Origin of the sequence: Lysinibacillus sp. BS3, assembly GCF_039614735.1 — a bacterium.
GTDB classification, from domain to species: Bacteria; Bacillota; Bacilli; order Bacillales_A; family Planococcaceae; genus Lysinibacillus; species Lysinibacillus capsici.
The window spans coordinates 2,365,683-2,391,632 of the sequence record NZ_CP154860.1 but is presented as its reverse complement, the minus strand read 5'-3'; the positions used below and the strand labels follow the sequence as shown (position 1 = coordinate 2,391,632).

The window sequence follows — 25,950 nt, the reverse complement described above, 5'->3', positions numbered from 1 at the left end:
GGGTAATCTACTTGAAACCTAAATACACGTTAAGACAAATTTATGGTGATAATGCTGTGTATACACCAAGAACACCGTATAGCGATAATCCGTGGATGATGGATGATCCTCATAAGCTAGATGCTTTAACCTCAAGAGAAGTTGCTATTGCTGATATCCCCGTGCTAGTACATCGAGCAACACAAACAGAAAAGGCGCAAGAGCTTCATCAATTAGCAGGATTACCATGGGTAGAACAGCCTTATAGTTATGAGACTCAAGAGGAATATCTGGCACAGATCCAAACATGGTGTAAGGAAGGGAAGACCATTGTATGTCAATATATACACGACCTGGAGCATATGGATCGTCAATGTTATTGGATGGATGCGGAGAAATTTAATGAGTTGAATACAAAAGCTTATATTGATCATTTAATCGATAGTAAATATGTGCCAAGTCGTCTAAATGTGGAGACGTATAGACTTTCAGATGCCATTAAAAATTGGCAGCCCCCTGTAGTATTAAAGCCTGGTGATGATTCGCCAACCTCGGGAGGATATGGCGTTACCATTTGTCATAATAAAGATGAATTGACGGAAGGTTTACGACAATTTCGCATGACAGGAACTGAAAGTATAATTATTGAGGAGCTTTTACAGACAAAGGACAACTATAGCTGTCAATTTGTTTACTCAGAGGAGCTAGGGATTCAATACTTAGGAGCTTCCCAGCAAATTACGGATGATAACGGCATTTACGAAGGGAATATCATTGTAGATAAAGTACCCGAAAAAGTAATTGAAGTAGGAAAGCATATTATGGAACGTGGCGTTGAGGAAGGCTTTGTAGGTGTGGCAGGCTTTGATTTAATTGTCACGGAAGCTGGTGATGTTCAAGCAATAGACTTAAATTTCCGCCAAAATGGTTCAACCTCAATGCTGATGTTTCATGATGCTTTAGGAAAGCCCATCAATAAATTTAGCTCCTATTCATCACAAAGCCCACAACAGAATGATCATTTCTATCAAACAATTAAGAAATATATAGAAAAGGGTATGTTATTTCCTTTATCTTTCTATGATGGTGATTATTTTGAGGAGTCCGTCCCTTCAAGATTTGTCGGTGTATGGTATGCAGATACGTTAGAGGAAATTGAAAAACGGGAGAAGGAATTATTACCTGAAGAAAAGAATGGTCTTTAATCGACCATTCTTTTTTTATAGATAATTGCTGCGAAAATCCAAGAAAGAAGAGACCATACAATTATCGTAATCATAGGAATAAGAACATCTGCCATAGAATACTTACCTTCTAACGCCTCTGCTAAAAGTAATAACTGTGAGCTTGGTAGCCATTCAGCTAATTTTAAGATTGGGTATGCCGAAGATAGAGCTAAGGCCAGAGGCCCAAATGAGAAGATAACCATTACAGGCAACACAATAATAGATGCTTCCATAATAGATTTAGCAAATAAACCGCATATTGTACCTAGAGCAATATAAAACACAGCAGAAAGCAATAATGCAATTGCTAAGATAAAAAGGTTTGCAGGTTCGTAGCCAACTAGAAAAATAGCCATTGTTACAGATACAATTGTAACAATTAGAACAAACAGGCTTTTACCAATTAAAATATCTCCAAGTGAGGCAGGGGAGAGCATAAGACTGCGAAGAGTGTTTTTTTCCTTTTCTTCTGCAATTAAACTACATTGTACGTAAGTAGTCACTATGGAAAATGTCATGTTAATTGGTAGAAAATACATGCTAATAGTATTTGCACCTAATCGATTATATAAAAACGCCATTATAAGTGGTAGTAATACCATAGTTGATACGGCATAGTTCCGTGAGAATTCCTTATAATCCTTCATCAATATAGCTTGAATACGTGTCATTGAAATATTCATACTAAATCACTCCCTGTTATTTGCATAAAAATGTCACCTAGTGTTGGCTCGTTTGTATAGATACGTGTAACTTGATCGGATTGCATCCATTGAAATAACTTCTCTGCATCTTGAGAACCATTTTCTATAATTTCCTGTTCACCATTTTTAAGCTCTACTGTAATAGTGTCAGAGCCAAATTCTTTTTTTAGATCTTTTGGAGCGCCGATTGCTCGGATTTTCCCTTTATGCAGGAAAGCAACACGATCACAAAGTATTTCTGCTTCGCTCATATCATGTGTTGTTAAAAAAATTGTTGTACCCATAGCATTTAATTTTCGTAAGCCATTATATATATGTTGGGTATTTACTGGGTCCAAAGCAGAAGTAGGCTCATCTAAAAATAATAATTCGGGCTTGTGCATAATTGCACGAGCAAGTGTAACACGTTGAATCATTCCTTTGGAAAGCTGACTGATCTTTTTCTTACGTTCTGCATATAAATTGACAAAGTCCAAAGCTTCTTTTACAGCAGATGGAGATAGCTGATATAAATTACTATAAAGTATTAAATTTTCTTCAATTGATAGTCTCGTATACAAGCCACTATTATCTGTTAAAATACCAAAACGTTTACGATTTTGACTTTGCTTCATTTCAGATGCATGCTGCCCAAATAATAGAACATTACCAGCCGATTTATCTGTTTGTGCGGTTAATATTTTAATTGTAGTAGTTTTACCAGAACCACTTGGGCCAAGAAAGCCGAATATTTCCCCTTTTTTAATGGTAAAGGAAACATCCTGTAATGCTGTTTCATTATGAAAAATTTTTTTCAAATGTTGCACATCAATCACTGCGTTCATGTGTAACCTCCTGTTTGTTGTTGATGTCTACACTATAAACAACAAGGGTAAGGCTCACAGTAAAAATCATGTGAATGGCAGAAAAAGGACCTTTAATGGAATTTTATTAAAGGTGACAGGAGTCGATTATTTCCTGGGAAATCTACTAAATTCCGAGTATTTCCTTTAAAGTGGCCAATTTATTTTTCGACAGTGGAACAACTGTCTTTTCTGTACTGTTGAGTGCTAAGCTATAGCTATTGCGTGTCCAAGTAATAATCTCTCGAACCTTTTGTAGGTTCACAATATAAGAACGATGGCTTCTAAAAAAGCCGAATGGTGTCAATTTTTGCTCTAACTCATTTAGCGATAGAGTACATGGATAACCTTCACCTGCTACATAAATAGATACTTCTCCTTCAACACTTTCAATATAATCAATTTCGGGTGGATTAAATAAAATAATCTTTTCATTTTTCTTTGTTGGGATTTTATCTAGTCGAATTGGTGCATCTTCAAGAGGCTTTGGAGCTTGCTCAAGGCTACCCTCTTTTACGTCTAAAGTATGTAAGTCTGCCCCATCTAATCGATGTATAGTTGTACTTGCAACCATTAAGTCTTCTAGATTATTTGATAATAAAATGATAATTTTATGCTCTTTTGCGAGATTTTTTAATAACTGTTGGATAGTTTGCTTTGAAAATTCATCTATATTTTGAAAGGGTTCTTCTAAAATTTGAATAGATGCCGGATGTAGGTACATATTCAATAGTTTTAATCGCTGTTTTTCACTATTAGAAAGCTTACTAATTCTATTGTTTTTTTGTTCAGTAAGTTTAAAAAGCTTCAATATGTTCTCTGATTCATTAGTTGGACGGTTAAAAAGCTTTAAAATGAACTGGATATACTCGCGCGCTGTGAGTCGCTCATATAACGAGCTTTCACGAAAAGAAGTATACGTATCATCTCGTTTCATAAACCATTGCATTAATGTATGTATTTTGGAAACATCTGTATAGATGCCTATAATCGTGCCAGGTTGTAGAGAAAGATGGAAGCTTGGATAAATAACATTGCCTGCTTCAATATATGGATCAACCTGAATATCAATATTTTGTTCCACGTTTATTCCTCCTATAGCTTGCTAGCTTGTAAAAAGTATTGAATGTCGTTGAGTGCTTGCGAGTGGCTCAACTGACAGTAGTTTGAGTTAGAGGCATCCATAAAGCCATGTAAGCCTTGAAATTGTTTGATTTGAACATTCGGTATGCTTACAAGAGTATCCTTCAATGATTGAATATCAAAGCTATCTTCATGGCTAGGTAAAACAACCAAAGTTGGACAAGATGGAATGTTATCAAGGTATTGGCGGATCCGTGAGCCATATACACAAATAACACGGTGTAGGGGGAGTGTAGTTAATCTCCAGGCTAAAGTTGCACCTACACTATATCCAATTAATATTACCTCGTTGTAGTTTTCACAAGCCTCCAATATTTTTGGGGAAAGCAACTCAAGAGGAGCATCAAAGCCAACTGTCTGTAAGAAAAAGTCATAGGCTTGTTTTTCCTGGTCATATGGAAAGGAAAGCCCTTCTGGATAAAGTGAAATAAGGGAAACGGCAGTGTCCTCATCGCTGTATATTTGTATTTGTTCTTCAATAAAATGATTAACTCCATAGATTTCATGTAATATAAAGATTTTTCTTTTCATTGTGCCCTCGATCTTTTTTCCAATAGTGTATCAAAAAGTAAGTAAAACGTATAATCTGCTTTTAGAATGAATAGTGCAAAAGCATAATGATGAAAATTTTTAGGGACAAATACATAAATTTATTTTTTTACTAATTACATAAATGAAAATATTAATAAAAGGTGACCACATCTGTTATTAATATCATGATTTGTTATAATTTTATTTGATAATGATTATCATTATCGTATAATGGAGTTAAGGAGGATTTTCCAAAGCAATATTTACATTTAGACATTTACGATTGAGCTGTTATGCAGTACGAGCTAGTCCAATTGTTGAGATAGTAATGACCAAATGAAAGGTGTGTTAGGAATTGTTAGAACAAGAATTGTATGATGTAACCATTATTGGTGGTGGGCCAGCGGGTTTATATTCAAGCTTTTATTGTGGTTTACGTGAAATGAAAACCAAGCTAATTGAATCACAACCACAGCTAGGCGGTAAAATTCATGTTTATCCAGAGAAAATGATTTGGGATGTGGGAGGTGTAACGCCTATATCAGGGGGGCAACTAATTAAACAATTAGTTGAGCAAGCCTTAACCTTTAATCCTTCTATTTATACAAATGAAAAAGTGCTGTCCATTGCTAAAAATGAAGATGGTATATTTGTCATCGCAGCAGAGTCAGGGAATATTCATTATTCCAAAACAGTTATCGTTGCTATTGGTGGTGGCATCCTAAATCCTCAAAAAATTGAAATTGAGGGGGCTGAACGCTTTGAAGTATCTAATTTAAATTACACAATTAAATCCTATGAAAAATTTAAAGATAAGGCAGTTATTATTTCTGGTGGTGGTAACACAGCGGTAGACTGGGCATTAGAATTAACGGAGGTAGCATCCAAGGTCTATTTAACTTATCGAAAAGATACATTGTCTGCACATGAGGCTCAAATTACAGAGCTTGCAAATAGTTCGATCGAATGCCATTTCAATTCTGAAATTACTAAGCTGATTGCAGACGATCAAGCAGGAATGATTAAAGCTATTGCTTTAACAAATCATGAAACTGGGACTGTAACAGAAATTCCTGTTGATGAAGTTGTTATTAGTCATGGGTATGTGCGTGATAAAGAATTGTTAGATAATAGTCCATTAGCCATTGAGCGCAAAAATGATTATTTTATCGCTGGTACGATTAATAGTGAATCATCGATCCCAGGCCTTTATGCTGCGGGTGATATTTTGAGCCATGATGGTAAAATTCATTTAATTGCAGCAGCCTTTCATGATGCACTTCATGCAGTGAATAGTGCGAAGAAGTATATTCAACCTGATGCTTCTGAGGGAGGTATCGTTTCCTCACATAATGATATTTTCAAACAACGTAATCGTAAGCTATTACAGGAAAGTTTAAAATAATCGATTTTAGGAGCACTAATATATTATTGGTGTTCCTTTCTTTTTGTCTTGATGTATATTTTAGAAGAAATACTTCTGATGGACTATCAATATAAAAAAGAAAACATAACGCTGATTATGGAGTATATATAAGAAAATTATACAGAGAATATGATTGTCATGGATATCGCGAAACATTTTAATAAAGAGTCTATCTATTAGAGAAAAAAATGTTCGTCAGCTCAAAAAATCTAAAATGTACCTGAGAAACTCTCATTTATCATTAAAGAATTTGCTGAAAAAATCTCCAAAACAATTCCGTAAATATATGAATTAACAAATACCTAATGAAAAAATAACTTTCATTAGGTGTTTTTCATCTAGAAATAACATAGCTTTTCCTTTTTTGGACACCCTAAACTAGAAAAAATGACATGGGGTGATGATCATGAAAATAGAAAGGTCGTCCGAGTGGGAAGAGGGCTTTATCGATCGATTAAATCATCTTGAAAAATGGGATAGCTGGACATTGTACAAGATGAACTATGATATTGTGAAAATGAAACTAATTCCTGATTTTACAGGATTGCAGGCTACAAAGTATTTACCTAATTTACAACCTTTGAAACACCAGTTAGAAGCAGCCGAAACAGTTATTGAACGTATGAATGGGAAAGCTATTTTAGCTGATGAGGTGGGGCTAGGTAAAACAATTGAAGCGGGCTTAATCTTAAAGGAATACCTTATTCGAGGTCTTGTGAAAAGAGCATTAATTTTAGCACCTGCTTCTTTAATTAATCAGTGGATTGAAGAGTTAAATATAAAATTTCATATTCCTGCCGTCGCATATAAAAAAAATTGCCCGATAGAGCGCTATGATGTCCTCATTATGAGTATGGATACGGCAAAAAAGAGTCCACATAGAGAGCGCATTTATGAGCAGGATTATGACATGATAATTATTGATGAGGCACATAAATTAAAAAATAATAAAACACAAATTTACGAGTTTGTACAAGGCTTAAAGAAAAAATTCTGCTTATTATTAACTGCCACACCTATTCAAAATGATATCTTTGAATTGTATTATTTAATCTCCTTATTAAAGCCTGGGCATCTTGGTAATTATGATGCCTTCCAATCGGCTTTCTCTGCTAGCAAGCATGATTTAGAACATGATGATTATTTAAAAGAGTTGGTTAATCAGGTAATGGTAAGAAATCGTAGGGAAGATACGGGGATTGATTGGACAAATCGTCGTGTTCAAATTGTACCGATTACATTTACGGACGAAGAAAGAGAAGTTTATGAAATGCTTGGCAACCTTCAAAACACAGGGTCATTTTCATTAATTACGTTGCAAAAAGAAATGTGTAGTAGCAAGGAAGCTACGGCATTAACATTAACGAATATGCTAGATGATCATGTACAACCACAAGAAATTGAAGCAATTATTACTAAATTAATGACCTTGGAAGTGAATTCAAAGGCGGAAAAGACATTGGAAATTGTTAAACAAGCAAATGACAAGGTTATTATTTTTACAGAATATCGTGCTACGCAAATTTATTTACAATGGTATTTACATTCTAATGGCATATCAAGTGTGCTATTTAATGGTAAGTTTAATAAAAGTAAACGAGATTATATGAAGCACCTATTTAAAGAAAGAGCACAGGTGCTCATCGCTACCGAGGCAGGTGGAGAGGGGATAAATCTTCAATTTTGTCATCATGTAATCAACTATGATCTACCTTGGAATCCAATGAAGCTAGAGCAACGTATTGGTCGTGTCCATCGTTTGGGACAGGAGCATGATGTCCATATTTATAATCTTGCCATTGAACATACAATTGAAGAGAAAATCTTGGAATTGCTTCATACAAAAATTGATGTGTTCGAGAAGGTGGTTGGCGATTTAGATGCCATTTTAACAAACTTTAAAGAATCTGTATAAGGTAGGGAGGTGCAGCTATGTATCCACAGCAAGTTCACCACTATTTAAAGGAATTTTTTATGGAGAATGACTGTGCAATTTTAGGAGAAGAGAATCATTATCTAACCGTTCAATTAACGATAGACATAGATAAAAGAATTATGAATAGGCCATTTTATTGGCAATATGTTGAAGCAACGAATAGCGAACCAAACCCAGCCCAAGTAACCTTTATTACAAATCAAACAGCAATGGCTGGTAATTTATTTGGGGAAGCTATTCATTACGGCTCTCCACGTTTAAATCAGATATTTTTAGCTACAAGGGAACTAGGAGCTTATGTTCAGTTGTTTGAAAAAGTGGATCGTGATATGGGGCAGGTTATTTTAACGCCCTGGTTAGGTGTTAACTTTAAAGTTTCGTATTGCTGTGATCGTACAAAAGAAATGCTTTACTCATTTGGCATTAATTTATTGACGGGCGTCATCAAGGAGGGTTTTCATGAAAGGATTTGTTCTTCGGACTTTAACATAGAACCTGAAGAAAATGTATTTCATGTGCAATATATTATTAAGCCTGCCAGAGCACTGGAAAGATTGAAAGCTACAATTGAGTCAATTATTGAGCAGGATGACCATTCCTGGGCAACGGAAGCACAAAAACGATGGCAACGTGATCAACGTGTGTTGGATTATTTTTATGAGGATATAGAGGATAAACCAGAGTGTTATGAAATTGAAAGAAAAGCATTAGAGGAGCAATATGAAGCAAAAATTAAAATAGAAGTCATTAATGGAGGATTATTTTATCTCTTTTAAATGAGGAGCTGTCTGACAAAAAGACAGCTCTTTTTCTGCTTTAATGATCTTCAACCATGCTTTGAAGCTGAGCCAATTTATTATCCCAAAATAAATGAAAGTATTGGAGCCAATCTTCAATCTCCTTTAAACGCTCCCTATGCAACGTATAGATTTTTTCACGACCTTTTTTTTGAGCAGAGATTAGCTCCGCCTGTTCCAATATTTTTAAATGCTTTACAACAGCCGTTCGACTAATCGTAAAATGCTCGGAAATATTGGAAATAGGTCTGTCACTTGCTGCAAGGAGCTGTAAAACACTTCTTCTTGTGGGATCAGCAATTGCTTGAAAAACATCATACTTTATGGCTGCTTCAGTCATTAGAATTCAGCAGCCTCTTTTAATTTATGATTAATAATCATTGTCCATCCGTTATCCATATTAGTACGTACGGCTTCAGTAGCAGTGTTTGCTTTAGGAATAATATGTGAAGCTTCCTTCCAGCCACCATGTGTTAAAGTAAATTCAGTATGCTCGCCTACTTCTTTTAACTCAAAAGTTACGAACCAGCCATCTTGATCCCAAGCAAATCGTAGAAAGTGCGGTGCATCTACACGTTCTACTTTACAGGGTGATGGGCCGAACGGTGATTGAATAGTGAATTCGTATCCTTCGATAGGTTGAAAATCATTTGGCATAAACCAAGCAGCTATTTTGTCAGCTGTTGCGACAGTCTCCCAAACTTTTTCGATAGGGGCATTTAATGTAATTGTTTTGACAATATCCTGTAATTTTTCAGTCATGTTCTATTACTCCTTTTTCAACGTTATTAAGTCCACTAGCAGAGGAATCTGTATAAAATATAACCATAGGGTGTTATGAATATATAACACCCTATGGTTATATGTCAACGTAAAAATTTTGTATCTTTCTGTTGGACTTGGCGTATGTTACAATTACTTTTATAATTTTCTGACAGAAAGGGTGGGCGTAATATGGTCAATATATCTGTATTCTTAGTTATGTGCATTTTACTTATTATTTTACCTGGCCCTGATACAGCGATTGCAACAAAAAACACACTGACTGTAAGTAGAAAGGGCGGTTTACAAACAATCATAGGTTCTTGTTGCGGTTTATTAATTCATACTTGTGCGGCTGTTATTGGACTTTCGGCGATTATTGTAAAATCCGCCTATATATTTGCTGTTTTAAAATATGTTGGTGCGGTTTATTTATGTTATTTAGGAATCAAGACCTTGTGGACACTTCGAACAATTCGAACACAATCTCCAGTTGTAGACGATGTAGGAAGTATAGAACACAAATATTCCCACCAATCTTGCTTTAAACAAGGGTTTCTCACAAATGTGACAAATCCAAAGGTCGCAGTATTTTTCCTAACATTTCTCCCTCAATTTGTAGATGGAAATAGTGGAACATTTTTTCCTTTTTTAATAATGGGTCTAATTTACACAGCATTAACAATGCTATGGTTTATCTTCTACGTGTACCTTTTAGATCGAATTAGTGCATTTATGAAAAAGCCATCAACTAAGGCAGTAATTGAAGGATTAACAGGTGCAATATTAATTGCATTTGGCATTAAATTAGCATTAGAAAAAGCTCACTAAAAAATACACCACCTTATTAGAGTTATTTTTTACTATAAAGGTGGTGTATTTTTTGTTGGCACTTAATAAGATAAGGTCATTTCTCTTTGAAAAATTTTTATTTAGGTTGGCTTATATTTGTCAGTAGAAGGTTTTTAAGTCTTTCTTGTAAAAATTTTTTCTTTTCTGCCCGCTTTTTATAGAGAGAAAAAGATTTTATAACAAATAAAGCTACTAGTATGATGACAATCAATGAAATAAATGAAAATAACATCGTAAAATCCTCTATCCAATTAGTTACATAGAAAGTTCGTTAGTAACAAAAATTTTATTCGTAATAACAAACGTTAATAATATATTTAAAGCAATTAATTTTGGTATGCCTTGTTGCTGAATAATAATGTGAGAAAACTTTAAATTAGCTATACGGTTAGCTAATGTATACTCCTCGGCTCCTGTTACTTGTCTACCATCGGGTGTACACCCTAAAACAAAATGCCCAGCATAAGAATTCTTGAGCACATAGGGATGCATGGATTGATAATGAACTTCCATGATCGTATCTGCTTCAATCATATAATGATGAGTTACTAGGAATTTTTTTAATGCGCCTTTTAGGTCAATGGCAATGGCAGTATCAGCTAGAATTGTCCGGAAATAAACAGGCACGATGTTGGCATGTTTAATATAAGGTTTCACTTCAATGCAAATTTCACCAGAATGTTGTACAAATAGCTGAACAATTGCTTGATGAATTCCATCTGTTAAAGTGACCATGGTATTTCCGAAATGAGCACTTTTAAAGAAAATACTGTCATCAGCAATATAGCCAACAGCAATATGACGATTCTCAATATGTAGCGATTTAGCTTTCACTCCTAAAACTTCCTCACAGTTCTTTAATTCATAAACATGTTGCTGAAATGTAAGACCTAAATAATGCCTATTAACTATTCGATTTTCAAGCAATTGCTTCAACATCTGTTACATCTCCAATCTTTGATAAATTATGACAATATTTATAATTGATTGTAGGTCATATAACTCTCAAAAAACTCTCCAAAAGTCGAAAAGATACGTATAATGGCAGGGGTGAAAATATCTAAATTTTATAGTTCAACACATTGCAAAGGATTAAAAAGAAAGGATGGAGAATTTATTGCTAAAGGGTAGTACTTGTAGATGCTTTTATAACAAATACGAATAAATGGAGAAGATAGTGATGGAATTAAGAGATTTAAAAGCCTTTATGGCTGTTGTTGAGCATAGGAGTTTTACAAAGGCTGCACATGATTCCTTTGTATCTCAGCCTTCATTAAGCAAAAGTATCAAAAAATTAGAAGAATCATTACAAGTTGAATTGTTGAACAGATCAACGCGTAATGTAGAACTTACTGATGCAGGTAGTATTGTTTATCATCAAGGACAAAAAATAATGCAGGCTGTCCAAGAACTACATATTTTGCTAGACGATTTATTAAATATTAAGACAGGTGCTATCAAATTAGGGATTCCACCTTTAATTGGAACTTTATTTTTCCCTGAAATCGCTAGGGGATTTCATCAGCTATATCCTGAAGTGCATTTAGCGCTTATCGAACGTGGTGCAAAAATGGTAGAAATGCTAGTTGAAAATGGTGATGTTGATATGGGCATCGTTGTATTACCAGTAGACGAAAGGAAGTTTGCTGTTCAATCCTTTATAGAAGACCAGTTTTATGTCTTTATGAATGAATCTCACCCCTATGCACACCAGGAATCCATAGCTTTACAAGATTTAGAAAATGAAACGTTCATTATCTTTGCAGAGGAGTTCACGCTTCACGACTATATAATTAAATCCTGTGAAAGTGTTGGCTTTACACCTACAATCGGCTATAAAAGTTCACAGTGGGACTTGATTGTAGAGTTAGTATCCTCCAATTTAGGGGTTACATTGTTACCCCACTCCATTGCAGCTAAGCAAACAAATACCAATGTGAAAATAATTCCATTAAATGATTTTGAAATGCCGTGGCGTTTAGGGATTATTACGAAGAAAAATGCCTATCAATCTTATGCATTAAAACAGTTACTTGAAATGATAGGTAGGAATGGTGAAAATAGATTTATTCGATATAGGAATAAGTAGTATTCTAATTAATTCCTTTACTTGTAAAATAGCAATGATGTAGAATTTTCCTTAATAAACGAGCAATTTAGGGAGGTTTCGAGATGGGGAATGGCAAGGTATGGAGTTCGTTTGAAGAGGCGATTGTGGATATTAAGGATGGAGATACATTAGCTGTAGGTGGCTTCGGGCTATGTGGTATACCCGAAAAATCAATCGCAGCATTAGTGCAGCAGGGAACTAAGGATTTAACCGTTGTCAGTAACAACTGTGGTGTAGATGACTGGGGATTGGGTCTACTATTAGCAAACAAGCAAATAAAAAAAATGGTTGCTTCTTATGTAGGAGAAAATAAGATTTTTGAACAACAATTTTTAAGTGGTGAGCTAGAAGTAGAGTTGACACCGCAAGGAACTCTTGCAGAACGTTTGCGTGCAGGTGGAGCGGGAATTCCTGGTTTTTATACAGCGACAGGGGTTGGCACACCAATTGCTGAAGGAAAAGAAGTGAAGGTTTTTGATGGCAAAGAATATATTTTGGAAGAAGGTATCGTTGCTGACTTTGCGCTGGTCAAAGCATGGAAAGCCGATAAGCTAGGAAATTTAGTTTACAGAAAAACATCACGCAATTTTAATCCATTAGCTGCTATGTCAGGGAAAATTACAATAGCTGAAGTGGAGGAAATTGTAGAAGTAGGCGAGCTAGATCCTGATCATATTCATACACCAGGGGTTTTTGTACAACGTGTATTATTAGGTGAAAATTACGAGAAGCGTATTGAGCGTTTAACGGTGAAGAAGGGGGAAGCATGATGGATACAAGACAAAAAATTGTTAACCGAGCAGTAAAAGAAATAGCCAACGGTATGAATGTCAATTTAGGCATAGGTATTCCAACACTTGTGGCGAATGCGATCCCAACCGATTATGACGTACTCTTACAATCCGAAAACGGACTTCTCGGTATTGGTCCTTATCCAGTAGAAGATGCAGTAGATCCTGATTTAATCAATGCAGGTAAAGAAACAGTTACGGCAGTTCCAGGGGCATCCTTCTTTGACAGTGCAGAATCATTTGCAATGATTCGAGGTGGACATATTGACCTTGCCATCTTAGGAGGTATGGAGGTATCTGAAACAGGAGACCTTGCTAACTGGATGATTCCGGGGAAAATGGTGAAGGGCATGGGTGGCGCAATGGACCTTGTCGTTGGTGCAAAGAGAGTGATTGTCGTCATGGAGCATGTGAATAAAAATGGTGAATCTAAAATAAAAAAACAATGTGAACTGCCACTAACGGGTAAAGGTGTCGTACATCGATTAATTACAGATTTGGCTGTATTTGATTTTACGAAAGAGGGCATGCAACTGATAGAATTAGCAGATGGTGTTTCTTTAGAGGAAGTAAAAGAGAAAACAGCTGCTTCTTTTAGCGTTGCTCTTATCCAATAACTTCAGACTTAGGACTGTTTCCAGCGTTATGGTCTCATTTTACAATAGTCTAAAAAGGGGATTTCATAACAATGGAACAGCAATGGACAAATGAATTAGCAGTCGCACAGGTGCGTGTGGCAAGACCAACCGATCAGCTAAAGGAAGTAGAACGATTTTACTGTGAAGGTGTCGGATTAAAGAAAATTGGTTCGTTTACAGAACATCGTGGCTATAATGGTTTAATGATTGGTCTTCCAGATGCAGGTTATCACTTAGAATTTACTGAGCATAGTGACGGTAGCCCTTGTCCAGCACCAAGTAAGGACAATCTTCTCGTACTTTATATCCCAAACAGAGATACCATTCGTCATATTGCCGAACGTCTTGCGCTCATGGGATATCCCGAAGTTGAGCCTGAAAATCCATATTGGGCTGAGAAAGGGGTAACCATTGAAGACCCTGATGGCTGGCGTCTAGTATTCATGAATACGGAAGGCATTTAAATAGAAAATTTTAAGCACGAGCACGTATGTAGTCTCGTGTTTTTTTGCAACCTAAAATACCCCTTGTAGTATATACTCTTTTTAGGGGGTTACTAAATGCAACGAATAAAGACATTAAACAAATGGTGCGAGGTTTTAGAGCAATCGAAGTTCAAACCTTGTATTGTGTTAAAAATTAGCATGACATGTATAAGTAGTATTTCAGCATTAAAGGAATATAAAGAATTACAAACGGAATTGCCTAAATATCTTGTCATTGTACAAATGGATCGGGTAATTTCAAATGCTATTGCCTGTGATCTTCAAGTGAAGCACGAATCTCCTCAACTAATAATCCTGCAGGGTGGGAAAGGAATTTGGCAAGCAACTCACTACAAAATAAAGCACTCTCTTTTAGAAAAAGCTATAGAACAATATGTAAAAAAAGATACTCCACAATAGGCTGTGGGGTATCTTTATGTGATTAATCTTCTAAAGCCTCATCTTCATGATAATTTGTAGCGCTAGACTCGATATCGACCTGTAGATAATTGGCCCAGTCTATTTTGTGAAAATCCTCTTCACTAAAATAAATATTCAAAACCTCGGTCATTGTTTTGTCCCCATCAGGTTCAGTGAGAGGAGCATACCAAGTAATAGCAGGTGTCTTCACATTTTTTAATTTGGACAAATCAGCGAAAATTTTAGTAGAATCCTTTAGCATCTGGCTTTTCGATCCTTCTGTTACATCTGTATCTTGAATGGAAATTGTGACAACACCGTCTTTCGATTCATCAACAGAGAATTCGTTTTTCACAATCGCGCCTACAATATCTTCAACATTCGTATTTTGATCGACTGCCACTTCCTTTGGTTCAGCGCTCTTTCCACAAGCTACTAACAGTAGTGAAATAAAAACCAATAGATAAATTATTTTCTTCAATGTCATAACCTCCCTTGTTACTCCATCTATGCGCAAAATGGGAGGGAATTATACAAAATACAAGAAGGTTGTCCTTACTTTTTATGAATGGTTAGGAAGTGATTGAATAAGGAGAAGAGGAGAATAGGTTGAATATAAAAAAGCACCTTAACCTAAATAGCTAAGGTGCTGTATCAATCATGTATAAAAAGCCGCGTATGCCGTAATTATTATAGAAAGTTTTAAACCACCACTCCTCAAAGTGGGTGTTCGCAGAAGTTTTCCTGCTTATCCTCATGCACCGTAGTGTGAGGCCCGTCATTCCAACTCCAATAATAAAACTCCCTTTTACAGCTTAAAGGTTAAAACTTAATATTATACGAACAATGCAGCCTTTATGGATATAATAAAGCATGATTGATAAACATGCAAGTAAGATGATAATGGCAAATTAGTCAATGGGCAAGTGTTCCAAATAGCGTTATAAACATCTTGTACTACCTTCAAAAAGGTGCTGATGTTTCATATTTTTTTCACAAATGCGAACGGAAAATACGAACAACCTTTGCTAAATAAGGTCGACTATGTAAAGATAGGAGCATAAAGAGGATTTTCCTAGTAAAAATATAAAAGGAGGAAGCAAAAATGGCAGCTTATCCAAATTGTCCAAAATGTCATTCAGAATATACATATGAGGATGGAGCAAATTATGTATGTCCAGAATGTGCGCATGAATGGAGTATGGACGCAACTGAACAGGAATCAGATGCACTTATTGTAAAAGATGCAAATGGTAATCTGTTAGCTGACGGCGATTCAGTTACTGTTATTAAGGATTTAAAGGTGAAGGGCAGTTCTTCCACTTTAAAAATTGGGACAAAGGTAAAAAGTATTCGTCTAGTGGAAGGCGATCATAATATCGACTGTAAAATTGATGGCTTTGGTGCCATGAAATTAAAATCAGAATTTGTGAAAAAGGCCTAACAAACAAAATGCACCTCAACTTTGGTAAAAAAGTTCAAAGGTGCTTTTTTGTTTATTGAAAAACCCTACGTAATAGAATGGCAAAAGCTGCGCCAATTAAAGCGAAAATGGTATGTAAAAGTGCGATGTAGCCAGCTCCAATCACAAGCGCCCCTATTTCAGTTAAAGAAAAGATTGTAATATAGAGCTCATTATTAAGATTATTAATGATAGCCCAAACGAATACAGGCAAAGAGCTTATGATAAAAACAATCCAGATGTTTTTATAGAAAAGGTAAGAAAGACAGCCGAAAAGAGCATATGAGATGACAAAGCCCTTTTGATTGCCAAGTAAGGACGAGTTAATGGCAAACATAAAGGATAATACAATAAATATGATATGAAAAAAGGATACTGTTCTTTTCATGGGTAAGTATGCGTTCTGAGTTGATGAATTGGCTACAAACTGCTGACATTGCTGACAAGTTGTTAGATGCTTTTCGACAAATTCTATTGTTGATGCTTGAAGCAGTTGTTTTTTATAAAGAGGTATTAAATCCTCTATAATTGAGCATTCCTGTGACAATACTTTCCCTCCATTCAATCTCTCCTCATTATACGACTTTTTGCGGAAAATAAAAAAAGCCTTCCGTGAATTTTTCAATCGGAAAACTTGTACATGCACCCTATTAGTTTGATGTTAATACTTCATTTGTTAATGCTTGAATATCGATATGTGTTTTTTCCTTTACTGCATCCTTTAAAATTTCTGTGCGGAAATAGTGGACGGTCGCTTCAAGTGGAATTGCCAACAGTTTTGAAAGGGCTGATTGATACATATAGACAAATTCTTTGTCAGTATTACCACGCTTTAATTCTGCGAAAGCCTCATAAAACTGGTCGAGTTTATCCGCAAATTCAAGTAGCCGACCCTCTAAAGTCTGATCCTTTCCTTCTTTCATCCGTTCAAAGAAAATAGCCTGAAATTCTTGAGGGATTTCATTGATAATGAATTTTTCCATCATCTTTTCTTCCACATGTGCGAGCATTTGCTTTAACTCTGGGCTAGCATGTTTTACTGGTGTCTTAATGTCACCAATAAACACTTCCGCAAAGTCATGATTGATTGTCTTTTCATATAAAGATTTCCAATCAACTGTTGCACCGTGCATTTCTTCTAACGTTGCGAAAAACATCGCATATTGTGACACTTTCCAAGAATGGGCTGCCACGTTGTGCTCTTCAAATTTGAAGCGACCTGGGCAACGAATAATACGCTCTAAATCATTAAGGCTTGTAAAAAATTGGTGAATACCTATAAAAATCACTCCTTTTTGTTCTATAAGTGCATGTTACTATAAACAATACCCTCTTTATACGTTTTTCAAACAATTTAACAATGATTCAGGCTGTGTTTACAAAGGATTCACAATTGCTGATAAAGTAAATTCAGCTTGAATGCTATAATGAAGGGGACTGATGAAAAGGGGAGTACACAGTATGTTTTCCATTTATACACTTCTTCTTTATATACATATTTTAAGTGCTATTCTTTCGATTGGGCCTTTGTTCGTTGTGCTAACCATTGTAAAAAAAATGCGCATAGCTTCCATGGATGACATGCCACCATATATAGAAGCCTTTAAGGGGTCCATTACGCTGGTCAAACATTCAGGGCATGTACTAGTAGCCTCTGGTATTTTGTTAATGTGGCATGCGGGCTATCATTGGAATACCTCGTGGATTGTATTAACCTTCCTCGTGATGTTTGCATCGATCGTATTTCTAGCAAGGGCGTTTAAACCGACGTTGCGTACTTTTAACACACCAGCATTTAATCATCTACAATTTGTTTCACTGTTGCATCGTAAAACCTGGATGTATATAGTATTATTGCTTATTATGCTATGGCTGATGGTAGCAAAGCCCGTTCTTTGGTAAAAAAGATAATGTCATCTGCAGAAACAGACCTTTTCACAAGGCTGAGGTTGATTTGCGTTCCGCCAGTGTCCTTTCCAGGGGGCGTCCGATGAGCCGCTTCACTCACTTACGTTCGCTCCAAGGTCTCATCTGCGACGCTAAATCCCCTAGGAGTGACGCTGGCTTCTATCCAATCAACCATTCTACAGAAGTGTTTTTCCCTTAGCGGCAGTAGCGATCAAATAGCCCATTATTTGAATTAGGGCTTTTATTTTCAATGGGGAGAAGTGATGAGTGACGACACTCCACACTAAAATGAGTAGTTAACACCTTCACTTTTTTTGAAAAACTTTGTTAAAAGCCTTTCATAAAGATTCTATTAATTGGTTTGTTTTTCAACACTATGAAAAAATCGCCCCCCTTAAGGAGTGCGATTTTTTAGCTTACTAAGCGTTTAAAATAACTTTTTCGAATTAATACATAGCTAATGAGGAAAAGCACAAAGAAACAACAAGAGCTAGCTATGGAAACTTGTAAAAATGCTGTAGAAACCATTGTTTGTATAGCCAAAAGTGTAATTAGCAAGAGTGTAATAGCTATGGTGAATGGTACAAAAATAAGAATCGCCAATTCTTTAGTGATAATGGTAGCTAATTCATTTCTAGAAAGTCCTAACTTACGTATACCAATATACTTTTCCTTCTCTTGTTGTAATGTTGTTTGTAAATAGAAGTACAATATACTCATGGCTGCACTTAAGAAAATTAGACTTAACATGGAGCCGATAAAGAACATGACACTTTTAACAAACATCTCTGTGTTATATAAATCAATTTTGGATGTTACATAACGTTCTCCAGGTAAAGAGGGTAAGTCACTGGTAATAATTTTTGCCAAATCTGTGTGGGCTGTCCAATCTTCCAGTTCATAGATATACGTTTTATAAACAGGGTAGTCAATGGTTTTGTAAATGTCATCAGGTACAATGAAATAACTTTGTTGGAAGCCAGTAGATAGCAGATTTTGCTCATGGGTGCTGGCTAGTTTTAAAGATTTTATATACAGATCGCTGGCATTGTTTGTTGTAGGCGCTACATCTCGACTGCCAGCGACGGCAATAAATTCATCTTTACTTAGTTTGTTGTCCTGATGCTGGATCAGGTTATAATCCGATAACGCCATATAGCCAATGCGTTGATCTTCCTTTGATTTAAATTCAATAAAATACTTGTGGGCTTGAACCGTTGATAAAGTATCTTCAAGATAATCAAGATCAGCCTTTACCATGTTGTCATCAGCTTTTGGATCAGCAATATATTGAAAGCTATATGGATAATTTTCTTCACTAGTCTTTTTTACATTGTAATAAGAGCTAAATAAAATACTTGTACATAGAAAGACACCGCTTAATAGGATAGTAATTAGAAACAGCATATTTGCATGTGATTTCATTTTTGCATTTAAATTGGACGCCAAAAGCATATTTGTTTTTTGAAGATAGGCAGGAGACTTTTCATATATTTTTAAAAACAAACGAAATCCTTGTGTAATAACTAAATAAATCGTACTAAGAATGCTAATAAAAAATAACAGATAATAAAGGACACTTAAAGTGTCTACAATGGAATGCTCGATTTTTAGCAAGTAAGCTAAAGTGGCAGACATCAAAATACTTAGTATTAATAACACATAATGAGGCTTAATAGATTTCTCGATAACTGTATCGCTTTTTAAAAGTTGGATAGACGCTTCTTTATTAATGAACCTCGTAACAACTGTCGATATTACAACAAATAAAATCAGAAATAATCCTATGGTTATGCTGATTGCTTGAAGAGGGATGTACATACCAAATGTTTCTGCCTTTAAAATGACTTTTGCACCCATTAAGAAAAGAGGTGTAATAACAAGGCCGAGAACGATAGCCGCCAGAATAGCTAAAATGCCAATCAACAGATTTTCACGGAAGCCCAGCTTACGAATCTGCTTCATGGAAGCCCCAGTAATCATAAATATTCCTAAGGTCTTGGTCTTCTTACGTAAAAATGCTGTGATTGAATAGGTAATGTAAATAAAAGAGAATAAATAAACGAGCATACTAGCTAGCATTAAAGAAATTCCAAGTGTAGAGTTTGGATCTAGGCTTTTCAGATTTGGATGAAAGACGATAACAGAAAATAGAAAGAAAATAATAATAGAAAACATACTACTCAAGAAGTAAGAAACATACGTCCATTTGTCACGTAAAATATTTTGAATCACAATATGATTAAAGCTCATGCTGTCCACCACCTAGAAAAGCAAGCGTGTCCATAATTTCCTGATAAAAATGCTTACGGTTGTTGCCTCGATGTATTTCGTTATATAATTTCCCATCTTTAATAAAAATAATGCGATTGGCAAAGCTTGCTACATAAGGATCATGTGTCACCATGAGAATAGCCGTATCAAGCTCTTGATTAATTGAGGAAAATAAGTTCATGACATCATTGACAGCCTTTGAATCCAAGTTTCCAGTAGGCTCGTCTGCTAACAATAAACTTGGCCCATGTATAACGGCACGAGCGATAGCTACTCGTTGTTTTTGTCCACCTGAAATTTCATAAATACGTTTCGACAATAGTTCCTCGATACCAAGAAATTGAGCGACATCCTTTAAACGTTGAAGCATTTTTGAAGCAGGTATGCTATCTAATGTTAATGGCAATAAAATATTTTCTTTCACTGTTAATGTATGCACAAGATTAAAATCCTGAAATACAAAACCTAGTTCAGAGCGTCTAAATTTGGCGAGCTCCTCATCATTTAATGCGTAAGGATTATGATTGTTTATGAAGATATCGCCAGCGGTAGGACGATCAATAGTGGATACACTATTTAAAAATGTTGTTTTCCCACTACCTGAAGGTCCCATGACAGCTACAAATTCCTGTTGCTGTAGCTGAAAATCGATACCGTTTAACGCTTTATAGGTGATCTCACCGATGTATTCCTTGTGCAAATTGGTTACTTGTAGTATTGTGTTACCCAAATTAAAACAACTCCTTTATGCTCATTAGATAACTTTAGTATAGAAAAGGAGCGGCACATAACCTATTTCTCTTGATGACGTGAAGATGACAACTTTGTCATCTTCATTTTTTAAGACTATTTGAAAAATTAATGGAAAAAGTAGTGACATGCTCAGAAGATTGTAAAGTGAAGGGGTGCTCTAGTGTAGTTAAAATCTTTTTCACTAAATATAAGCCTATACCTGTTGCTTCACCACTCGTTCGCCCCTTCATACCTGTATAAAATAAATCAAAGACTCGTGCTATTTCACTAGTAGGGATCGTCTCACCAAGATTTTTTATGTGCAAAGCCGTGTTGTCATAATGGATATGAATGGTGCTTGCCATTTCACTATATTTAATGGCGTTATTTAATACTTGATAAAGTACAATTTTTAACCACTTTCGATCTGAATAAATGATTTGGTCTTCAGCGAACGTCAGCTTTGGAAAAACTTCTCTTATGATAAAGAAATCCTTCAAATCATTGATGACTTCTTGCACGAGTCCTTTTAAAATAATAGGTTCAATTTTTAAATCAGCTACTAAATGAGATGTGCGCTCATACGTTAATAACTGATTGAGGGTAAATGTCAATTTATTGCACTCTTTATTGATGGTATACCATTGCTGCAATTCGTCAGTGGTCTTGTTGGGTGTAGCTTGAACGATTAATTGAATAACAGATAAAGGTGTCTTCATTTGATGTGCAAAATGTGATAGAACTAGTTGCTTCTCATGTGCTTGTTCTTCCAATCTTTGCTGTTGGGTTAAAAATAAATACTGTATTTGCCTTAGTTTTTCACTATAGTATTGCTCAATAGCTGCACGTGGTTCAAATAAATGAAGATCATCCTGTGTGTTGATATTTTTTTGTAAATGATGATAAAACTTTCTTCTTCGATAATAACGACCAAGCAGCCACAGAATAAATAGAAAGCTGACAAGAAAAATAAAGTAGGCATAGTGTGAGGATAGGTCATCTAATACATGAATTATCCAAGGTAATAGGAGGAAGCTTATGCTATAGAGAATAATGATACTAAGATGATCTCGAAAGAATAGCTTCATTCACTTTCCTCCACTAATTGATATCCAAGACCACGGATCGTTTTAATCTCAAGTTTAGAGTGTACGGCTTCCAATTTTCTACGTAATCGACCAATATTCACAGACAAAGTATTTTCCTCAACAAAGGTTTCATCATCCCAAATAGCACTTAAAAGCTTTTGACGCGGCACTACATTAGGGTAAGCTTCGAATAATAACTTACTAAGCTGCATTTCTTTTAGCGTTAACAGGCTCTCTTTGGCTTTTGTTTGAAGACGAACTGTATCTGGATTTAATGTAGTATTGGCTATAGTTATGGTTGTTGTCTCGGTAAAAGCATATTCACCATAGGTACGCCGAAGTAGTCCATTTACTTTTGCCATGAGGACATCCAATGAAAAGGGCTTTGTGATAAAATCATCGGCACCATTTTCAATTCCATATACTTGATCAATATCATTTACTCTGGCAGAGACAATGATGATGGGACATGTTGAGAGTTGACGGATTTTCCGTGACCAAAAATAGCCATCGTAAGTCGGGAGATTGATATCCATAATGACCAGGTGTGGTTGTATAGTATTAAATTCTTCAATAATGTGTGGAAATTGTTGTACAGTAAAACATTCAAACTGATACTTAGCTAAGTGCTCGACAATCAGTGAAGCTATATTTGCATCGTCTTCTATTATGTATATTTTGTACATACCTATCGATCCTTCCTTTATTCTATATGTATACTGTACCCTCATTTCGAAAAATCTATATGTAATTGGAAACTTGAGAAAAGAGTCACTACAAAAATGGCGTTGTAATGACTCCGATTTTTAATCTTTAGGTATATGGAAAGTAACATTTGTACCTTGGTTTATAGTACTTTGAATTTGTAATTGTTGGCCATAAATTCTTTTAAGTCGTAGATTTGTATTTCTTATTCCTATACCAGAGCTTGTCCCTTTGTAATCTTCTTGCAATTCCTCTAATAGAGTGGGGCTAATTCCCACACCATCATCTATTACGCTAATGGATACATAAGTTGTGAAATCTTTAATACGAATACAAACAGTACCGCCTTCTTCTTTCTTTAATATACCGTGTCGAATGGCATTTTCAACTAACGTTTGTAAAGAAATTGGAGGAATTTCAATTTGTATCGTTTCATCAATATCCCATTCAATCTGAATTAATTCACCAAATCGCTGCTGTTTAATGTAAAGATACGAACGAACTAAATCGAGCTCATGCTGTAGTGGTACTACTCTTTGAAGATTTCTGACATCGAAGCTGGCATGTAAATATTCACCAAAGTGATGCATTAAATCGATCATTCTATCTGTATCAATAGTACTAAGTGAGGCAATGGTATTAAGTGTATTAAATAAGAAGTGTGGTTGGATTTGAGATTGCAGCCAAGCACTTTCTAAATGTAGACGTTGTTGAATACTATATTTTAAATCAATTAAAGCTCGACTTCTTACTTTTAGCTCTAATGCATTAATAGGTTTTGTTACATAATCATTAGCACCATAGGCAAAGCCTGTATAAACATCTTCAGGGTGCTTTCTTATCGTCAATAATAAGATAGGTAATTCCAGCAATGAGTATTGTTTTCGTATTTTTTGAATTACAGCATAGCCTGAAATATACGGAAGCATTGCATCAACAATTACTAAATCCCATGATTCTTGCTGAATCAGAGCTAGAGCTTTCTCACTGGTTGTAACAGTAGTAATTTCGTATTCAGAGATCGAAAATATACTTTTCATCGTTGCTAAATTCATAGGGTCATCATCAATCATTAAGATCCTGAAATGCTTATCTGACACCATGGATAACTCTTGTTCATTTGTGGATAGCTGAGTTTTAGCTTGTGCATTAAAGGTTGCGTATTCCTTTTGTCTACTTTCATCTGCAAGAGGTAATGTAAAATAAACATTCGAACCTTTGTTAGGAATAGATTGTATATTTAACGTACCTCCATGTAATTCAATCAGTTTTTTTGAAATAAGTAGGCCAATACCAATGCCTTCATCATATTCTTGGCCCTGTTCATAGGGCGAATACAAAAGACTTTGTACAAAATTGTCCATGCCTTGTCCAGTATCACGAATGTGGATAATAGCCATATGCTGTTCTTCACGAGCAATAATTTCTATAGAGCCTTCACCTGTATACTTTAGGGCATTATGCAAAATGTTAAATAGGATTTGAATAAGGCGATTTTCGTCGGCTAATACATTTGGGAAACTTGGAGGTACTAAAGATACCATATGTATTTGTTTACCATTTGCAATAAAGCGGAGGATATCGAAAACTCCATAAACAGCACCTTGAAGATTTACACTTTGTGTATGGAGATGTAAATCTCCTTCTTTTAAACGAGTAAAATCCAGTATGTTGTTTAACGTAAAGGACATACTTCTACCTATATCGATAAGGTGTTTAAGATTTTTTTCATCTTCAGTAACAAGTTTGTTATGTGGGTTGTCATAAATGGATTGACCTAGGGTAATCATCCTATTCATTGGACTCCAAAGTTTTTCTGCATTACTTGTAAGGAATTCATCTTTTAAAGCATCCTCGTGTTGTAGTTTAGTCACTAAGTTTTGAATTTGCTGAGAGTTCTCATGAAAACGTTTGAACCAATAGCTAGAAAAACCAAGCATGATAAATAAATAATCGAATGGATAAACGGGAATATCGAATACGTAAACAGATTTAATGAAACCCCATATAATACCATTTGTGGTGCCGATAGCTGTTAGTGCAATAAAAGCAGAGCTCCTTTTTTGGTTTTCTAAATACTCTCTAAGAGCCAGTACCACTACGTAAAGAAAGGATACTAGATAAAGTACGAAGAAAATATTCTTCGTAGGTATCAGCCATGTCATTGGTAAAACAATCGTGAGTATTGCATTTAAAACATAACAAGCAAAAATCCATTGAAATGTTTTAGTGTTGTGATATTTGACTAAGAGGACTCTCATAAACTGAACAAAGAAAAAGGAGGCTCCTAGAAAAATAATAGAAGAAAGCTTATAGGACCATACATAATTCAGATGCAACCAATCCAGTAGGGAGCGATCAAACGTAATTAATTCATCTGCTAAAGGCAAAAGAAAACCAAATGTGAAAAGTAAAACGATAGATTTTCGATAGATGAACAAATATACAAGTATGCTAAAAAGAGAGAATATGATTAGCATAACTACAATAGTTGAAAGAGATAGCCCTACAATTAATTGATGATGCGTCATCGCTGACGCAGTGCCAAATAAAATCCTTTTATTAATAATAGGACTTGTAGGTGTATCAAAATTAGATACATGAAGTATGAGATTAATTTCAGATTGTGTATTAGTAAAATAAACAGTATAAGGTGAAGCTTGACCTTCATGGTCTTCTGCATTATCTGCTACTTTGCCTGATTTTCCTACTAGCTTTCCATTTATATATAAGGTTGATGCAGTTGAGATAGCAGGTATACGAATGGCATATCGATCATTATCTAAATTGTTTGGTAGCAGAATTTTTAACTGATAAGTGCCATAGGGTTGAGTCGTTCGCTCATCTTTTGACGCAGGAATATTTTGGGTATTATACGTATTGCTATGACTCTCTTTGTTACCTCCCTTATTTTCAGAATTCACAAATTGTCCAGGATAATAAATCCATCCTCCATCCAAGGAAATAACTTCTTCTTCCGATGTAGTCAAATTGTTTATGTGGACCACACCATCTTTGGCACTAGGTTGATGTGTAGAGGGGAGGAAATAGTTTAACCATAATAACCTTAGAAAAGTAAGGACTATAAAAATGGCAATTATAATAAGTAGATGTTGGGTAGAAGCTTTTCTCAACACAG

The 25,950-nt window shown here is 35.4% G+C and carries 27 protein-coding genes and 1 other RNA gene; 12 read left to right on the top strand and 16 right to left on the bottom strand.

What is annotated here, in order from left to right; genetic code table 11:
- Window positions 1–11: 11 nt before the first annotated feature.
- Window positions 12–1,184: an ATP-grasp domain-containing protein gene (locus AAJG31_RS11815; protein WP_016991600.1), complete on the top strand. Its 1,173-nt coding sequence runs from the start codon at window positions 12–14 to the stop codon at window positions 1,182–1,184.
- Here AAJG31_RS11815 and AAJG31_RS11810 read toward each other — a convergent pair.
- From AAJG31_RS11810 to AAJG31_RS11795, 4 genes are all read right to left on the bottom strand, one after another.
- Window positions 1,181–1,888, bottom strand: coding sequence for an ABC transporter permease (locus tag AAJG31_RS11810; RefSeq protein WP_036078002.1), 708 nt, complete (start codon window positions 1,886–1,888; stop codon window positions 1,181–1,183). The two genes, AAJG31_RS11815 and AAJG31_RS11810, sit on opposite strands and share 4 nt — an antisense overlap.
- Window positions 1,885–2,733 (bottom strand): ABC transporter ATP-binding protein, encoded by an 849-nt coding sequence (locus tag AAJG31_RS11805; protein WP_259949204.1) that lies wholly within the window; start codon window positions 2,731–2,733, stop codon window positions 1,885–1,887. The genes AAJG31_RS11810 and AAJG31_RS11805 overlap by 4 nt, the downstream gene beginning before the upstream one ends.
- 145 nt (window positions 2,734–2,878) lie before the next feature.
- On the bottom strand, window positions 2,879–3,835 hold the full coding sequence (locus AAJG31_RS11800) for a LytTR family transcriptional regulator DNA-binding domain-containing protein (RefSeq protein ID WP_259949206.1): 957 nt from the start codon (window positions 3,833–3,835) through the stop codon (window positions 2,879–2,881).
- An 11-nt stretch (window positions 3,836–3,846) separates the two neighbouring features.
- Window positions 3,847–4,425 carry a dienelactone hydrolase family protein gene (locus tag AAJG31_RS11795; RefSeq protein ID WP_115673880.1) on the bottom strand — a complete coding sequence of 193 codons (579 nt, stop codon included), beginning with the start codon at window positions 4,423–4,425 and terminating at the stop codon, window positions 3,847–3,849.
- Window positions 4,426–4,780: 355 nt separating this feature from the next.
- Between AAJG31_RS11795 and AAJG31_RS11790 the strand changes: the two genes are divergently transcribed.
- The 3 genes from AAJG31_RS11790 (at window position 4,781) to AAJG31_RS11780 (ending at window position 8,563) form a co-directional block, all read left to right on the top strand.
- Window positions 4,781–5,830 carry an NAD(P)/FAD-dependent oxidoreductase gene (locus tag AAJG31_RS11790; RefSeq protein ID WP_066038409.1) on the top strand — a complete coding sequence of 350 codons (1,050 nt, stop codon included), beginning with the start codon at window positions 4,781–4,783 and terminating at the stop codon, window positions 5,828–5,830.
- A gap of 421 nt (window positions 5,831–6,251) precedes the next feature.
- On the top strand, window positions 6,252–7,766 hold the full coding sequence (locus AAJG31_RS11785; protein WP_048393198.1) for an SNF2-related protein: 1,515 nt from the start codon (window positions 6,252–6,254) through the stop codon (window positions 7,764–7,766).
- Window positions 7,767–7,783: 17 nt separating this feature from the next.
- On the top strand, window positions 7,784–8,563 hold the full coding sequence (locus tag AAJG31_RS11780) for a YqhG family protein (protein WP_048393200.1): 780 nt from the start codon (window positions 7,784–7,786) through the stop codon (window positions 8,561–8,563).
- Window positions 8,564–8,603: 40 nt separating this feature from the next.
- Here the strand turns inward: AAJG31_RS11780 and AAJG31_RS11775 are convergent, their stop codons facing one another.
- Window positions 8,604–8,924, bottom strand: a complete 321-nt coding sequence (locus AAJG31_RS11775) for a metalloregulator ArsR/SmtB family transcription factor (protein ID WP_048393202.1) — start codon at window positions 8,922–8,924, stop codon at window positions 8,604–8,606.
- Window positions 8,924–9,346, bottom strand: a complete 423-nt coding sequence (locus tag AAJG31_RS11770) for an SRPBCC domain-containing protein (protein WP_048393204.1) — start codon at window positions 9,344–9,346, stop codon at window positions 8,924–8,926. Before AAJG31_RS11770 ends, AAJG31_RS11775 begins: the two co-directional genes overlap by 1 nt.
- Before the next feature lie 192 nt (window positions 9,347–9,538).
- On the opposite strand from AAJG31_RS11770, the gene AAJG31_RS11765 reads away from it, so the two are divergent.
- Window positions 9,539–10,177, top strand: a complete 639-nt coding sequence (locus AAJG31_RS11765) for a LysE family translocator (RefSeq protein ID WP_066038411.1) — start codon at window positions 9,539–9,541, stop codon at window positions 10,175–10,177.
- Between the two features lie 276 nt (window positions 10,178–10,453).
- Here AAJG31_RS11765 and AAJG31_RS11760 read toward each other — a convergent pair whose 3' ends face one another.
- On the bottom strand, window positions 10,454–11,137 hold the full coding sequence (locus AAJG31_RS11760) for a hypothetical protein (RefSeq protein ID WP_054549044.1): 684 nt from the start codon (window positions 11,135–11,137) through the stop codon (window positions 10,454–10,456).
- 241 nt (window positions 11,138–11,378) lie between these two features.
- On the opposite strand from AAJG31_RS11760, the gene AAJG31_RS11755 reads away from it, so the two are divergent.
- From AAJG31_RS11755 to ytxJ, 5 genes are all read left to right on the top strand, one after another.
- A complete protein-coding gene (locus AAJG31_RS11755; RefSeq protein ID WP_279493739.1) occupies window positions 11,379–12,287 on the top strand; it encodes a LysR family transcriptional regulator in 909 nt (302 codons plus the stop codon).
- A gap of 83 nt (window positions 12,288–12,370) precedes the next feature.
- Window positions 12,371–13,078 carry a CoA transferase subunit A gene (locus AAJG31_RS11750; RefSeq protein WP_054549046.1) on the top strand — a complete coding sequence of 236 codons (708 nt, stop codon included), beginning with the start codon at window positions 12,371–12,373 and terminating at the stop codon, window positions 13,076–13,078.
- Window positions 13,075–13,716, top strand: coding sequence for a 3-oxoacid CoA-transferase subunit B (locus tag AAJG31_RS11745; RefSeq protein WP_279493741.1), 642 nt, complete (start codon window positions 13,075–13,077; stop codon window positions 13,714–13,716). Before AAJG31_RS11750 ends, AAJG31_RS11745 begins: the two co-directional genes overlap by 4 nt.
- Window positions 13,717–13,787: 71 nt before the next feature.
- Window positions 13,788–14,201, top strand: a complete 414-nt coding sequence (locus AAJG31_RS11740) for a VOC family protein (RefSeq protein ID WP_054549048.1) — start codon at window positions 13,788–13,790, stop codon at window positions 14,199–14,201.
- Between the two features lie 96 nt (window positions 14,202–14,297).
- Window positions 14,298–14,642 (top strand): bacillithiol system redox-active protein YtxJ, encoded by a 345-nt coding sequence (ytxJ, locus tag AAJG31_RS11735; RefSeq protein ID WP_279493742.1) that lies wholly within the window; start codon window positions 14,298–14,300, stop codon window positions 14,640–14,642.
- A 22-nt stretch (window positions 14,643–14,664) separates the two neighbouring features.
- On the opposite strand, the gene AAJG31_RS11730 is transcribed toward ytxJ, so the two are convergent.
- Complete coding sequence (locus tag AAJG31_RS11730; RefSeq protein ID WP_259949224.1) at window positions 14,665–15,129, bottom strand: hypothetical protein; 465 nt, start codon at window positions 15,127–15,129, stop codon at window positions 14,665–14,667.
- A 178-nt stretch (window positions 15,130–15,307) separates the two neighbouring features.
- Window positions 15,308–15,500: non-coding RNA, 6S RNA (ssrS, locus tag AAJG31_RS11725), on the bottom strand.
- A 247-nt stretch (window positions 15,501–15,747) separates the two neighbouring features.
- On the opposite strand from ssrS, the gene AAJG31_RS11720 reads away from it, so the two are divergent.
- Window positions 15,748–16,086, top strand: coding sequence for a zinc ribbon domain-containing protein YjdM (locus tag AAJG31_RS11720; protein WP_048393229.1), 339 nt, complete (start codon window positions 15,748–15,750; stop codon window positions 16,084–16,086).
- Between the two features lie 52 nt (window positions 16,087–16,138).
- Here the strand turns inward: AAJG31_RS11720 and AAJG31_RS11715 are convergent, their stop codons facing one another.
- Window positions 16,139–16,651 carry a zf-HC2 domain-containing protein gene (locus tag AAJG31_RS11715; protein ID WP_259949233.1) on the bottom strand — a complete coding sequence of 171 codons (513 nt, stop codon included), beginning with the start codon at window positions 16,649–16,651 and terminating at the stop codon, window positions 16,139–16,141.
- A 103-nt stretch (window positions 16,652–16,754) separates the two neighbouring features.
- Window positions 16,755–17,393, bottom strand: coding sequence for a YfbR-like 5'-deoxynucleotidase (locus AAJG31_RS11710; RefSeq protein WP_081010946.1), 639 nt, complete (start codon window positions 17,391–17,393; stop codon window positions 16,755–16,757).
- Window positions 17,394–17,565: 172 nt separating this feature from the next.
- Between AAJG31_RS11710 and AAJG31_RS11705 the strand changes: the two genes are divergently transcribed.
- A complete protein-coding gene (locus AAJG31_RS11705) occupies window positions 17,566–18,006 on the top strand; it encodes a hypothetical protein (RefSeq protein ID WP_112117181.1) in 441 nt (146 codons plus the stop codon).
- Window positions 18,007–18,423: 417 nt separating this feature from the next.
- On the opposite strand, the gene AAJG31_RS11700 is transcribed toward AAJG31_RS11705, so the two are convergent.
- From AAJG31_RS11700 to AAJG31_RS11680, 5 genes are all read right to left on the bottom strand, one after another.
- Window positions 18,424–20,265, bottom strand: coding sequence for an FtsX-like permease family protein (locus AAJG31_RS11700; protein ID WP_279493745.1), 1,842 nt, complete (start codon window positions 20,263–20,265; stop codon window positions 18,424–18,426).
- Entirely contained in the window at window positions 20,255–21,016 is a 762-nt protein-coding gene (locus tag AAJG31_RS11695; RefSeq protein WP_054549053.1) for an ABC transporter ATP-binding protein, read from the bottom strand. Before AAJG31_RS11695 ends, AAJG31_RS11700 begins: the two co-directional genes overlap by 11 nt.
- A 103-nt stretch (window positions 21,017–21,119) precedes the next feature.
- Entirely contained in the window at window positions 21,120–22,106 is a 987-nt protein-coding gene (locus AAJG31_RS11690) for a HAMP domain-containing sensor histidine kinase (RefSeq protein WP_054549054.1), read from the bottom strand.
- Window positions 22,103–22,792: a response regulator transcription factor gene (locus AAJG31_RS11685; protein WP_259949243.1), complete on the bottom strand. Its 690-nt coding sequence runs from the start codon at window positions 22,790–22,792 to the stop codon at window positions 22,103–22,105. The genes AAJG31_RS11690 and AAJG31_RS11685 overlap by 4 nt, the downstream gene beginning before the upstream one ends.
- A 120-nt stretch (window positions 22,793–22,912) precedes the next feature.
- Complete coding sequence (locus tag AAJG31_RS11680) at window positions 22,913–25,771, bottom strand: ATP-binding protein (protein ID WP_305210621.1); 2,859 nt, start codon at window positions 25,769–25,771, stop codon at window positions 22,913–22,915.
- Window positions 25,772–25,950: the final 179 nt, after the last annotated feature.